Origin of the sequence: Specibacter sp. NPDC078692, assembly GCF_040686835.1 — a bacterium.
Classification (GTDB): domain Bacteria; phylum Actinomycetota; class Actinomycetes; order Actinomycetales; family Micrococcaceae; genus Specibacter.
In genome coordinates, this window is the sequence record NZ_JBFBLV010000009.1 from 1 (window position 1) to 12,593 (window position 12,593).

At 57.6% G+C, this 12,593-nt stretch carries 12 protein-coding genes; 6 read left to right on the forward strand and 6 right to left on the reverse strand.

Annotation, left to right across the window (positions count from 1 at the left end; translation table 11 throughout):
• The 4 genes from AB0O97_RS08380 to AB0O97_RS08395 form a co-directional block, all read left to right on the forward strand.
• A partial coding sequence (locus AB0O97_RS08380; RefSeq protein WP_363881677.1) for an SDR family oxidoreductase occupies window positions 1-657 on the forward strand: 657 nt, incomplete at its 5' end.
• 9 nt (window positions 658-666) lie between these two features.
• Entirely contained in the window at window positions 667-2,184 is a 1,518-nt protein-coding gene (locus AB0O97_RS08385) for an FGGY-family carbohydrate kinase (RefSeq protein ID WP_363881679.1), read from the forward strand.
• Window positions 2,165-2,947, forward strand: coding sequence for a class II aldolase/adducin family protein (locus tag AB0O97_RS08390; protein ID WP_363881680.1), 783 nt, complete (start codon window positions 2,165-2,167; stop codon window positions 2,945-2,947). Before AB0O97_RS08385 ends, AB0O97_RS08390 begins: the two co-directional genes overlap by 20 nt.
• A gap of 82 nt (window positions 2,948-3,029) precedes the next feature.
• The gene (locus AB0O97_RS08395; protein ID WP_363881682.1) at window positions 3,030-3,899 is read left to right on the forward strand and encodes a sugar phosphate isomerase/epimerase family protein; all 870 of its coding nucleotides are present in this window, start codon (window positions 3,030-3,032) and stop codon (window positions 3,897-3,899) included.
• Between the two features lie 87 nt (window positions 3,900-3,986).
• On the opposite strand, the gene AB0O97_RS08400 is transcribed toward AB0O97_RS08395, so the two are convergent.
• The 6 genes from AB0O97_RS08400 to AB0O97_RS08425 all read right to left on the reverse strand — a co-directional run bounded on the left by AB0O97_RS08400 (window position 3,987) and on the right by AB0O97_RS08425 (window position 10,636).
• Window positions 3,987-4,982 (reverse strand): PfkB family carbohydrate kinase, encoded by a 996-nt coding sequence (locus AB0O97_RS08400; protein ID WP_363881684.1) that lies wholly within the window; start codon window positions 4,980-4,982, stop codon window positions 3,987-3,989.
• Window positions 4,979-5,779, reverse strand: coding sequence for a DeoR/GlpR family DNA-binding transcription regulator (locus AB0O97_RS08405; protein ID WP_363881686.1), 801 nt, complete (start codon window positions 5,777-5,779; stop codon window positions 4,979-4,981). Before AB0O97_RS08405 ends, AB0O97_RS08400 begins: the two co-directional genes overlap by 4 nt.
• Window positions 5,776-7,284, reverse strand: a complete 1,509-nt coding sequence (locus AB0O97_RS08410) for an FGGY family carbohydrate kinase (RefSeq protein ID WP_363881688.1) — start codon at window positions 7,282-7,284, stop codon at window positions 5,776-5,778. The genes AB0O97_RS08405 and AB0O97_RS08410 overlap by 4 nt, the downstream gene beginning before the upstream one ends.
• 97 nt (window positions 7,285-7,381) lie before the next feature.
• Window positions 7,382-8,236: a carbohydrate ABC transporter permease gene (locus AB0O97_RS08415; RefSeq protein ID WP_363881690.1), complete on the reverse strand. Its 855-nt coding sequence runs from the start codon at window positions 8,234-8,236 to the stop codon at window positions 7,382-7,384.
• Window positions 8,233-9,180 carry a sugar ABC transporter permease gene (locus AB0O97_RS08420; protein WP_363881692.1) on the reverse strand — a complete coding sequence of 316 codons (948 nt, stop codon included), beginning with the start codon at window positions 9,178-9,180 and terminating at the stop codon, window positions 8,233-8,235. Before AB0O97_RS08420 ends, AB0O97_RS08415 begins: the two co-directional genes overlap by 4 nt.
• 88 nt (window positions 9,181-9,268) lie before the next feature.
• A complete protein-coding gene (locus AB0O97_RS08425; protein WP_363881694.1) occupies window positions 9,269-10,636 on the reverse strand; it encodes a sugar ABC transporter substrate-binding protein in 1,368 nt (455 codons plus the stop codon).
• A gap of 250 nt (window positions 10,637-10,886) precedes the next feature.
• Between AB0O97_RS08425 and AB0O97_RS08430 the strand changes: the two genes are divergently transcribed.
• Together AB0O97_RS08430 and AB0O97_RS08435 are read left to right on the forward strand one after the other, a co-directional pair.
• A complete protein-coding gene (locus AB0O97_RS08430; protein WP_363881696.1) occupies window positions 10,887-11,651 on the forward strand; it encodes a DeoR/GlpR family DNA-binding transcription regulator in 765 nt (254 codons plus the stop codon).
• 78 nt (window positions 11,652-11,729) lie between these two features.
• Window positions 11,730-12,554, forward strand: a complete 825-nt coding sequence (locus AB0O97_RS08435; RefSeq protein WP_363881698.1) for a class II fructose-bisphosphate aldolase — start codon at window positions 11,730-11,732, stop codon at window positions 12,552-12,554.
• Window positions 12,555-12,593: the final 39 nt, after the last annotated feature.

Here is a 12,593-nt window from a genome sequence, read left to right on the forward strand (position 1 = left end):
CTGGAGTTGGGCGGCCCGGATGTGGCGATCGGAATCCGTGCCGATGTCACCGACGAAGCCGCTGTGCAGGGCGCTGTTGACGCCGCCGTTTTGGCATTTGGCGGTCTGGATTTGGTGGTTAACAACGCCGGTCTGTCCATCTCCAAGCCGTTGCTGGAAACCTCCGAGAAGGACTGGGATCTCCAGCACAACGTCATGGCCAAGGGCTCCTTCCTGGTTTCCAAGGCTGCGGCCAAGGTCCTGATCGAACAGGACATGGGTGGAGACATCATCTATATCTCCTCTAAGAATTCCGTGTTCGCTGGTCCGAATAACATCGCCTACTCCGCTACGAAGGCTGATCAGGCTCACCAGGTGCGCCTGCTCGCTGCTGAACTGGGCGAATACGGCATCCGCGTCAACGGCATTAACCCCGACGGCGTGGTCCGCGGCTCCGGCATCTTCGCCGGCGGTTGGGGCGCCAAGCGCGCGGCCGTGTACGGGGTGGATGAGGAGAAGCTGGGCGAATACTACGCTCAGCGGACCCTGCTCAAGCGCGAAGTCCTGCCGGAAAACGTGGCCAACGCCGCCGCCGTGCTCACCAGCGCTGAGCTCTCGCACACCACGGGACTGCACATCCCGGTAGACGCCGGCGTGGCAGCAGCCTTCCTGCGATAGGAGTAGATCATGTCAGGATTTGAAACTACGGCGATTCCCACACACCCAGCGCACGCAGCACATGCGGCCATTGATCTCGGTGCATCCAGCGGACGCGTGATGCTCGGCTTACTCACGGCCAATGGGCTTGAACTTGAGGAAGTGCACAGATTCAGCAACGAACCCATCATGGACGCTGGCTATCTGTCCTGGGACATCGACAAGTTGTTCTCCGAGTCACTCAAGGGACTTGAACGGGCCGTTGCCAGATGTGCTGAGACAGGCTCCGCGCTGAGCAGTATCGGTGTGGATTCATGGGGAGTGGATTTTGCGGTGCTGGAGCGAAACAATCCGCGGATCAGAGCTCTTCGCCACCATCGGGGAGCTGCTGACCCCGCTTCCCAAATCAAGGTAAGAGGCCTCAACACCGAGTCTGTTTATGGCATCAGCGGCGTCCCGGATCAGGCCATCAATTCCTCATTCCGGCTGTCCGAACTCAACGCACGCAAGCCCTTCGACCATGAAAAGTTGTTGTTTGTGCCTGATCTTTGGGTCTACTTGCTCACCGGCTCCATGGGCACGGAGCCGACCATTGCTTCCACAAGTCAGCTGATGGACCCGTCCACGGATGAGTGGTCGCAAGAACTGATTGCAGCCCACGGGCTGGTTGATCTGGACTTTCCGCAGATCAACGCCCCAGGTACCTTCGCGGCGTTGACCACCTCGGAGATCACCGAACATATCGGTGCCAGTGCAGCAGTCCCGGTGTATCGTGTGGCCAGCCATGACACGGCAAGCGCGTTCGCGTTTGCCACATCCCAACGAAGCGCACACGACACAGAAGGCCTGATCTCCAGCGGTACGTGGTCATTGGTTGGGGTTGCTGTGGATGAGCCGGTAAAAACCCCAGCTGCTCTGGAAGCCCAGTTCACGAATGAGCGTGGTGTAGACGGCATTTTGCTCCTTCGAAATCTCAACGGTATGTGGATTTTGCAGGAGTGCCTGCGCGACTGGGCTAGAGAAGACGGTGTGACTCCTGAGCTCGTGCCGCTCTTAGCTTTGGCGGAAGCGGCGGAAGGCAACACAGTAGTCTTCGACGTTGCTGATGATCGGCTACTGGCTCCTGGCCAGATGGCTGAACGCATCGGTGTTCTCTGCCAGGAAGTTGGGCGGCCACAGCCTACATCACGCGGCGAAACGGTCCGCTGCATTCTGGACAGTCTTGCTGCAGCCTATGGCGTTGCGCTGAAGTCTGCGGAGGCAGTTACTGGAACATCGATGACCTCGCTACGGATCGTTGGTGGTGGGTCAAAGAACGCCCTGTTGTGCCAATTGACAGCAAATTTGACTGGATTGATCGTCGTGGCTGGACCCGCAGAGGCCTCAAGCATCGGCAATATTGCGGTTCAAGCCGTTGCCACCGGTTCTTGCACGAGCATTGCCGAGGTGTACGCAACGCTGCATGGTGCCGGAACTGAAACCAGCACATTCTTCCCTGCCCGTGAGAGCTCCCCGATTGTCCCCGCCCTTGAAGGAATTCATGAATAATCAAACTCAGCCCGGCGACAAGCTTGCCGAGATCATCCGTTTTTCCAGAATGATCGGTGACCCTCAGTCTGATCTGACTATCCTGGCCGAGGGCAACACCTCTGTGCGCACGACAGAGGATCGAATGCTGGTGAAAGCCTCCGGGGCCAACCTCTACACTTCCGGTGAACAGGACTTTGTTGAAGTCGATCTTAGAATGCTGATGACCCTGATTAAGTCAGGTCCGGCGTCAGATGAGCATGTGACTTCTGCTTTGATGGAGGCCACTGTTGGGGGAACAAAGCGCCCCTCAGTTGAATCGCTGTTGCACGCAGTGTGTCAGCAGATTCCCGGGGTCACTGCTGTGGCACATACCCATCCAGTTCCCGTCAACGCGCTCCTGTGCTCAGACAAAGCTTCCTATTTGATGCAAGGGAGCATGTTCCCTGACCAAATTGTGGTGATGGGGAAAGCTCAATTGTTGATCCCCTACATTGATCCAGGATTGCCGCTGGCACAGGAAGTTCTCGCTAGGTTGGCTGCTCATATCCACGAGCACGGCAGCCATCCGAAGGTCATTTACCTTCTCAACCATGGCATGTTCGCCCTGGGCAGCACACCCGAAGAAGCCCTGCAAATCACCCAAATGGCCGTCAAGGTCTCCAGAGTCATGCTGGGGGCATTGTCCGTGGGGACACCAACTTTTCTTGCCCCGGAAAACGCAGACCGCATTCATACCCGTCCCGATGAAGAGCACCGCCGCGCATTACTGGCGAAATTCTGAGTCGAAACCACGCCAGAAGTCCCTTGCGGGCTTCACCTAAGCAGTAGCAATATCCAGCAATTAACCCTAAGTGAGGAAACTAATGAAAATTGGCTGCCACGGTCTGGTCTGGACCGGTCTCTTCGATGCTGCAGGCATCCGTCATTCTGTGAACAAGACGAAAGAAGCGGGCTTTGACCTGATTGAATTCCCGCTCATGGACCCCTTCGCCTTTGATGTTGAGGCGGCCAAATCTGCCCTCAAAGACTATGACCTGGGTGCAACGGGGTCCTTGGGGCTTTCCGCTGAGGCTGACATCAGCAGTGAGGACCCAGATGTGGTCCGAACAGGGGAGTTGTTGCTGAACCGCGCCTTGGATGTCGTCGCCGAAGTAGGTGGCACCGATCTGTGCGGGGTGATTTACTGCGGCATGAAGAAGTACCTAGAGCCGGTGTCCAGCCAAGGCTTGCACAACAGCATGGCTGTCATTGGGCGAGTATCAGACAGAGCTGCAGATCTGGGCGTCAACGTCTCAGTTGAGGTTGTCAACCGGTACGAAAGCAACATCCTGAACACGGCTCGCCAGGCACTAAAGTACGTGCAAGAGCTTGGCCGGGCAAACCTCGGTGTCCACTTGGACACCTATCATATGAACATCGAAGAGTCGGATATGTTCTCACCCGTTCTGAACACCGCGGAAGCACTGCGGTATGTCCATATTGGTGAGAGCCACCGCGGGTACCTTGGCACCGGGAACGTGGACTTCGATACCTTTTTCAAAGCCCTGGGACATGTTGGCTACGACGGGCCCGTTGTCTTCGAGTCCTTCTCATCGGCTGTTATTGCCCCTGATGTGGCCGGCATGCTCGGTATCTGGCGCAATCTATGGGATAACAGCGAGGAGCTGGGGGCACATGCAAATGCGTACATCCGGGACAAATTCACGGCAGTCAACACCATTGCGCTGCACTGATCGCCAAACGCTGACAATCTCCACCAGATGCTGACCCCGTGAACCGGGCCGCGATTCTCAACAGCTGGAACCATCCAATCGAATGCTCTAGAGAATCGCGGGGTCGTTGAGAGCCTGGGCAGGGTCTGGGTTCTGTTGTGTGTTGGCCGGCGGGGCGGTGGCTACGGAAAAAAGCATGGTGGTTTCAAGCGACACGGCATGGGCCCCCCACGAAGCAGCCCTCGTGATGGCCTGTTCAAACGCGGCACCGCCATTGTTTGAATCCATGCCAGCAGCCATATATCCCGAGACAAACCCAGCTAGCGAGGCATCGCCTGCTCCGGCCGTATTGGCCACTGTTGCAGCAGTGGCCCGAGCCAACCACACACCGGACTTGGTGATGCACAAGGCGCCATCAACTCCCATGCTGACATAAACAATCTCCAGCGCCCCGGTAAGCAGTTCGCGCGCTGCTGCGATGACGTCGCCAACTGTTCGCAGCGACCGGCCAAGATGGGCGGCAAGTTCATGAGTGTTGGGTTTGATGAGGGTGATGGGTACGGATGCGCCCAGTGCACCTTCAAGGGCAGGTCCGCTGGTGTCGAGCGCGGTTTTGACACCTTGGGTTGCGGCCCACTCCAACAGTTCTGTGATGTCGACAGCGCCGCCGGTGGTGTAGGTGGGAATGCTGCCGCTGATAACGAGCCAGCCGGCCCCTAACCGAGAAATCTCGTCCTTGGTGCGTTGGCACAGCTTCTGCCATTCCGCAGCGGTGAGGGGGACCGGTGACTGATTGACCTTGGTGGTGTGTCCGTGATCGTGAATGATGGTGGTGTTAATGCGTGTGGGGCGTTCCGCAGTGGTGGCACTGATGAACGGGTGAACAGGGGACCGGCCGGCCAAGTCACGATCCGAGGCATGCAGTTGCAGAACGGCGCTGACTTCAACCGTGGCGAGTGAGATCGCTTGCGCCACATTGACTCCCTTGCCGCTGAGCTCGGTGTGTGAACTTGCGGCCCGGTTGACGTGGTCGAGGGTGAGCGAATCCATGACATAGGTGTGGTCGATGGCTGCTGCTGGGGTCAGGGTTACTACTGCGTTCATGATGTGTACTCCGGCGATTCGTCGGCGATGTGGATGAGCGTGTCGTGGCCGTGCAGGAGTGCACGGATGTAACCGGCGCTTTCGGGTTCTATGATCACGTCACTGAGGGAACTGAGTGCGGCAACTTTGACCAACCCGGTGTTCGTGAGCGATTCCTGGTCGGCCAAAATAACGGTGCGGTCCGTGACATCAATGATGGTTCTCAAAAGCGATGACAATTGTGGGTTTGGCGCAGTCAAATAACCATCGGTACTCATCCCACGTGGGGCGATGAAGGAGATATCCAGACGCAGGCTTTGGGATTCTTCCCTGGTCCACTGACCGGTTTGTGTGCCGTCCGTGGGGTCCACTGTGCCACCAAGGTTAAAGACAGCAAGGTTGGGATGGTTGCTGGCCTCCAATGCAACATGGATGGAATTGGTGATGACTTGAAGCGAGGAAGAGTTCGGCAGCATTGACGCCAACGATTCTCCCAACCGGCCCGGACCGATGAACACGGTGCCCTGCGCAGGGAGCAAACTCAGCGCATAGCAGGCAATATTCGCCCCAGATAATTCGCGGAAAGTTTGGGAACGGTTCCCGATCAACGGCCGTGCCGGGATGGCACCACCATGGGCACGAAGCAGTTGGCCAGCTTGTTCCAGGGTCTTCAGGTCGCGCCGAATGGTCTCTTCTGAGACGTTAAAACGGGAAGATAGCTCGGAGACTTCAACTCGGCCGTCTTTTTGGATGGCTTCAACGATGAGGGAGCGGCGTTGTCCCGAGGAATTCTTGGGAGCCGTCGCTGGGGTGGTCATGGTTCCTGAATCCCACCGTGATGATTGAGCCACCACGGCGAAATTTCCTGTGTGAGCTCGTTGAACTGCCCAATCACATCCTCCCAGTACCCGGCTGAGGCCGCCGTTGGCTCAACGGGATGTTCGCGTTCAACAAGCCTTTGGGCCTGCTCAAGGCTGGCCGTCAAACCAACCGAAACACCCGCCAGAGCAGCGGCACCAAAGGAGCCAGCCTCCTCATTGCCGATCACAGAGATAGGCGTCCGCAGCGCATTTGCAACAAGTTGGGTGTACAAAGGTGAGTTTGACAGCCCACCTCCCAGTACGACGTCGGACTCCCACCTAAATTTCTCGGCCAGAGCTTGCGTGTGCCAGACATGCATGAGAACGACTCCTTCCAGCGTGCCACGGAACATGTGGCGGCGATCGTGCCACCCGCGGATGCCAGCCACCGCCGCGGAGGCATGAGCGCCCAAAGGGGAAGCGAAATGGAAGGGCAAGGTCAGCGGCACATGGGCCTCCGGCGAGAGTTGCGCAGTTTCGTGGAACAGCGCGTCACGCTCCTGGGCGGAGGCAACGCCCAGGAGTCGCAGCGTCCACTCGACGGCTGGCGACGCGGTGGGGGAGGTGGACATGGCAATGCGCAAATCCGGGGTCACCGAAAGGCGCGACTGCCACCTGGAATCCACATGCTTTTCCCTCGTGGTGACGCCATTGGTGCTAAAAGAGCCTGCAACCAAGGCCAGCCGGCCAGGAGTCAAGGCGCTCATCCCGATCGATGCCGCCTGCACATCGTGGACGCCAATAACCACCGGCGTGCCCTGCGCCAGACCAGTTCTTTGAGCTGCAGCGGCCGTGATGTGGCCTGCAATGTCGCCGCCCAGCCGGAGCTCCGGAAGTAGCCGCTCCAACCCAGCCACGCCGTAGGCCTGCATGATCTCGCTGCTCCACTGGGCTGAATTTGTATCCAGGAAGGAGGAACAGGCATCGGATATATCCGTGGCAATCTCACCCGTCAGACGCAGCCTGATGACGTCCTTGCACGACATCATGTAATCGGCGTTCTCCACCGCCTCCGGATCATGAACGCTCATCCACTTTAGAAGCGCGCCGGGCGAACTCGCTGCTGGCAACTGGCCGGACTTCTCTAAGATGATGTTGCGCCGGGCAGGGTCAGCCAGAATTTCTTCTGCATACCGGTACGCGCGGCTGTCCATCGCGGTGATAGCCATGCTGGCAGCCTGCCCGGACTTTTTCACCAGATGCAAACCATCACCGTGCCCTGCAAGACCCACACCAACAATGTCCTTGGGCGAGACGCCGGAGGACTTGATGACCTCGGCGATGGCGTCGGCCGTGGCGGCCCAAAGCTCGTCCTGGGAACGCTCTGCGTAGCGTGGCTGGCTGGTAGTGACCGGACTGGAGCGGCGTGCCACGGCTACGGGCCGCAGCTGCTGATCGTGCAGCACCGCTTTGACATTGGTCTGGCCGGCGTCGATGCCGAGCACGAAGCGTTGATTCGTCACGTTGTGGTTGGTCCTTCTAGGGGAGACGTGTCATGGGACGGGCCATGATCCGAAAGGTGGGGCTCATAGATTGTATAGTTCACGCTCTAGCTAGGGACTATTTGATAGCTCCCATGGCCAAACCGCGAACCAGCCGCTTCTGCGCAACCCAACCAGCGATCACAACAGGCAGCACGGCCAAAGTTGAAGCGGCTGAGAGGACGGCCAAGAACTGGCCGCGACCATCCACAAAGCTACCCAAGAACGGTGGTGTGGTGCGGGCGGCTGTAGAGGTGAGCAGATTGGCTAGGAAGTATTCGTTCCAGGAGAAGATGAAGCAGATCAGGCCCGCCGCAGCGATACCCGGTGCCACCAAAGGCATGACTACGCGAACTATTTCGGTAAAGAAGTTGGCCCCGTCCAACTGGGAGGCTTCTACGATCTCCACCGGAACTTCCATGAAGAATGATCTCATCATCCATACAGCCAAGGGTAGGTTCATGCCGACGTACAACAAGCTCAACGCGGAAATATTATCGAGCAAGCCCATGAACTGCAGCAACAGATAAATGGGGATGATGGCTGCTGCAACGGGCATGAACCGAGTAGAGATGAAGAAGAACAGTGCGTCAGTGGACTTGAAAATGGGTCGGATCGACATGGCGTAGGCGGCGGGGATGGCCAGCAGAAGCACAATCAAGGTAGAACCAACGCTGGCCGAGAACGAGTTGATCAGGTAGACGCCAAATCCACGATCTAGAACGATCGCAAAGTTGTCGAAGCTGAGTTCAGTAATGAACGTGGGAGGAAATGTTGCCGCGGCTTTTTCGGACTTGAAGGCTGTGAAGACCATCCATGCAACCGGGAAGAAGAACGCAACGACAACTATCCATGTCACCGTGGTGAGGATGGCTGAGTTTGCCCTGGTCCGCAGTGGCTTCTTTCGTTTTGTGGAAATTGTTGCGGTGCTCATGGACGTGCTCCTTCGTTGCTGAAGATCTTGAAGAGTAGGCGCAGGGCCACTGTGGCAACAATGATGGTCAGAAGGACCGTGATGACACCGTAGGCTGCAGCCTCGCCGATTTCCAGGCCCACAAAGGCCCGCTCATACAAGAGATATGACAAGGTCTTGGTGCCGCCGGATCCACGCGTCATGATGGCGATGGGGTCAAAAACCTGGAGCAGCATGATGCCGCCCAACAGGGAAGCCAATTCGATGTACTGGCGAAGGTGCGGCAACGTCATCGTGAAGAAGGTGCGGATGGGGCCTGCACCATCAACCGAGGCAGCTTCCAAGATTTCACCGGATTGGCTCTGCAAGCCGGCCAGCAGAATGAGCATCATGAAGGGGGCATACTGCCAGGTCAAAACCATGATGATGGTCAAGACCGGGTGGTTGGTGTTCCACTGGACAGGGTCAACACCCACCAGGGAAAGTGCCCAGTTGAGCATGCCAACGTTGGCATCCAAGATGGACCATTTCCAGATGAGTGCAGCGGCGGCGGGCATCATCAAAAACGGGGTGATCAAAAGTGTGCGAGCCAAGCCCTGGCCGTGAAATTTTCGGTCCAGCAACAAGGCGATGAGAAGACCAAACACCACGGACAGCACCACTGAGCTGCCGGTGATCAGGACTGTAGCTAGAAGGGACCCGAGGAATTCACCGCCGGTAAAAACTGTGACGTAGTTGTCGAACCACACGAAGGCCCGTGATCCGGGCCGGAGCAGGTTCCACTGTTGGAACGAGTAGTAGATTGTCACCAGGAACGGGACTTGCGTAATAAGAATGGCAACAATGAGTCCGGGCCACAGGAGTGCGCGGGAAAGCCGCAGACCCTTCTTTTGTGAAGGGCTCAGCACCAGCTTTTGTTTTTTGACCGCCCGCTTCTTTACGGGGCGCTCTAGCGTCGCTGTCATGATGACTGCCTTAATGCTTGTTCGGAAAGGGAGGGCAGTGGCTGACCCCGCACATCATGCGGGGCCAGCCACCGGTTGGGTGAGGGCGTTACTTCTTTTGAGCGTCCCCGGCCTTTTGGGCTAGGGCCTGACCCTTGTCCAGGACGTTCTTTACCGTGTCACGGCCGGCCAGGACATCTGCGAGGTCCTGCGAAACCTGATTACCCAATGACTGGAACTCAGGGATCGTCACGTACTGGATGCCTACCCACGGCTGCGGGTCGACGCCGGGCTGCTTGGGATTCACCGCATTCATGATGTCCAAGGTGATACCGGCAAAGGCGCTGGCTTCATCCTTGTACTCAGGAATGTTGTAGGTGGAGGTACGTGAGCCCGGGGGAACGCGGCTCCAGCCCAGTGTGGTTCCTACCAGGTTGATGTATTCCTTGCTGGTGGCCCAGCTGACGAAGTCCCACGCAGCATCCTGCTTCTTGGAGGTGTTCGGGATGGCAAGGTTCCAGGCCCACAACCATCCTGATTCCTCGGTCTTCACAACGGGTGCGTGGACGTAACCGACCTTGCCAGCAACATCACTGAGCTCAGGAGATTCCACTGAACCGGCGGCTGAGGTGGCGTCGTACCACATCGCAGCCTTGCCCTTGGTGAACAGGTTAAGGCACTCGGTGAAGCCAGTGGATACGGGGTCTGGTTCGCCAGCATCCTTGAGCAGATCGGTGTAGAAGGTAACAGCCTCAGTAAATTCGGGGGAGTTGACCGTGGCGTTCCAATCCTTATCGAACCAGTTCCCGCCGAAGGTCTGCACAACAGGTGTCAGGGCAGCGAACATTTCGCCCCAGCCTGGCTTACCTCGCAGACAGATGCCGCTGACATCGGGCGTCTTGAGCTTACGTGCGAAGTCACCGACTTCTTGCCAAGTGGGGTACTCCGGCATGGTGAGGCCGGCGGCGTCGAACATTTCCTTGTTGTACATCAGGAATGAAGACTCGCCGTAGAACGGGACGGCGTAGAGCTTGTCATCCACCGTCAAGGCGTCGCGCACAGGCGGCAGCAGGTCATCGACGTCGTAATCGGCCTTTGAAGCGGCACGATCGGTGAGATCCATCAGCCAATCGTTTTGGCCCCAGATCGGAACCTCGTAACTGCCTACTGTGACGATGTCATACTGACCGCCCTTGGTGGCAACGTCCTTGGTGACAGCGTCACGAAGATCATTTTCTTCCATCTGGATGAAGTTGACCTTGATACCCGGGTGAGAGTCCTCAAAAGAGCTTTTGAGCTCTTCCATGTCCTTCATCTGTGGGTTGTTAACAGTGGCCAACGTCAGGGTGACGTCACCATCTGCACCTTCACCGGCCTTGGAGCCTGCTCCACTGCAACCAGTCAGTAGAAGTGCGGCGGAGGTGAGCACTGCTGTGCTTAACAGCAGGCTGCGTCTTAAAGAGTGCATGCGAGTCATGCCAGACCTTCCTTATATTCCTTGTCGTCATTGCCAAGATGCCCGAAGAGGGCCATTACCAAGCTAAACCGCCTGAAACTGTCCGATTTATGGAGGTTTATGTCGGTATGTGATGTGAGTCTACTTCAGGATGTGGATTTAAGTGGTTTATAACAATAAAAGTTACACATTCGGGCATTGACTGCCCGAGGATGCTAGTCTCGGACTCTGGAATAGAGCGGCGGCACTGTGCCGGCACCGAGGGGGAATCATGTATCCGGTTGAACGGCAAGCGGCCATCATTGCCACTGCCCAGTCAGGAGACGGAGAAATTTCCGTGACGGCGCTCAGCGAAGCCCTCAATGTCACTCCGGAAACCATTCGGCGTGATCTTGCTGTTTTGGAACGGCAAGGCGTGCTGAATCGCAAGCACGGAGGCGCCAGACTCACTCGGGATTTACCCTTTGAAGTGGGGCTTGCCCAACGTGACCTCAGCGAGGGCGCAGAGAAGCGACGCATTAGTTTGCGGATTCTTCAGGAACTTCCGCCCGATGGTGTGGTTCTTCTTGATTCGGGGTCCTTGACGTTGGCCTTGGCCAGGCTTTTTCCCGAGGACCGAGATTTGATCGTGGTCACCAACAACTTGGCGGCGGTGCCCATTCTCGCTGCGAAAAAAGGGCTCACCGTCATGGCTCTGCCCGGCCGTGTCCGTGCCATGACCCAGGGCGCGGTTGACGAATGGACACGCAGCAGAATTAGCAGCCTCAATGTTGACCTGGTGGTGCTCGGTGCTAACGGTCTCTCTGCTGAGGAGGGCGCGACCACCACCATTCCCGAGGAGTCGGAAGTTAAGCGGGCCATGTTGCTCAGCGCCCGGCGTCGAATCCTCGGGGTAACCTCCAGCAAGATTGGGCAGGTCTCTTTTTCCCATGTCGCTGCGTGCGATGAATTCGATCTGATTGTCACCGACAGCAGGCTTGATACGCAGCAGCAGGCTCGGCTACGCGCCGCCGGTGCGCCACTAGTTGTTGTGTAGCGGTTAGCGAAAGCACAGCCGCGGTTCTAGAGCATCGCCATAAATTACGAAGTCAGAAGCTACGGAAAGGACACCTCGGTGCCCCTCGTTTCAACAGATAAGATCTTGGCGGAACACTCCGCTGTTGCAGCTTTCAACGTCATTCAGCTCGAACACGCCGAAGCCATTGTGCAAGGGGCAACTGCTGCAGGTTTTCCCGTTGTTCTGCAAATCTCGGAGAACGCCGCCAAATACCACGGTGCCCTAGCCCCGATTGCGTTGGCCACTTTGGAACTAGCCCGAACCGCATCGATAGCGGTTTCAGTGCATCTTGACCATGCTGAAAGTGAAAGCCTGGTGGAAGAGGCGCTGGCATTGGGGTTCAGCTCGATCATGTTTGACGCGTCCACGTTGGACTATGCCGCTAATGTGCAACGCACGGCCGCCGTGTCTGCGCTGGCCCGGCAACATGATGTGTGGCTCGAAGCGGAGCTGGGCGAGATTGGCGGCAAAGACGGGGCGCACGCTCCCGGAGTTCGCACCAGCCCGGATGAGGCCGTAGAGTTCGTTCGCTTGACCGGTGTGGACGGCTTGGCTGTTGCGGTGGGCAGTTCACACGCCATGACCGAACGCAGCGCAAGTCTGGACTTCGGCCTCATCACTGAGCTGAAGAACAAGGTGCCCGTTCCCTTGGTCCTGCACGGATCAAGTGGAGTCAGCGACGCGGACATTCGCTCCGCCGTCGAACATGGAATGCGGAAAATCAACATAGCCACGCATCTAAACGTGCTGTTCACGGACTCGGTGCGCAAGAGCCTGGACGCAGATCCCGCCATGGTGGATACCCGCAAATACCTTGGCGCCGCCCGCGATGTTGTGGCGGCAGAAGTGCACCGACTCGTGACGCTTATCAGCGCCCCCTAGCTGGAACCATCTGCTGGAAGCACAGAGGTGCACCGCACA

Bases quoted from the DNA above. Each gene is read 5' to 3' on its own strand.
- AB0O97_RS08430 (WP_363881696.1), top strand. From the start codon at position 10,887: ATGTATCCGGTTGAACGGCAAGCGGCCATCATTGCCACTGCCCAGTCA.
- AB0O97_RS08425 (WP_363881694.1), bottom strand. From the start codon at position 10,636: ATGACTCGCATGCACTCTTTAAGACGCAGCCTGCTGTTAAGCACAGCA.
- AB0O97_RS08385 (WP_363881679.1), top strand. From the start codon at position 667: ATGTCAGGATTTGAAACTACGGCGATTCCCACACACCCAGCGCACGCA.
- AB0O97_RS08405 (WP_363881686.1), bottom strand. From the start codon at position 5,779: ATGACCACCCCAGCGACGGCTCCCAAGAATTCCTCGGGACAACGCCGC.
- AB0O97_RS08420 (WP_363881692.1), bottom strand. From the start codon at position 9,180: ATGACAGCGACGCTAGAGCGCCCCGTAAAGAAGCGGGCGGTCAAAAAA.
- AB0O97_RS08400 (WP_363881684.1), bottom strand. From the start codon at position 4,982: ATGAACGCAGTAGTAACCCTGACCCCAGCAGCAGCCATCGACCACACC.
- AB0O97_RS08395 (WP_363881682.1), top strand. From the start codon at position 3,030: ATGAAAATTGGCTGCCACGGTCTGGTCTGGACCGGTCTCTTCGATGCT.
- AB0O97_RS08415 (WP_363881690.1), bottom strand. From the start codon at position 8,236: ATGAGCACCGCAACAATTTCCACAAAACGAAAGAAGCCACTGCGGACC.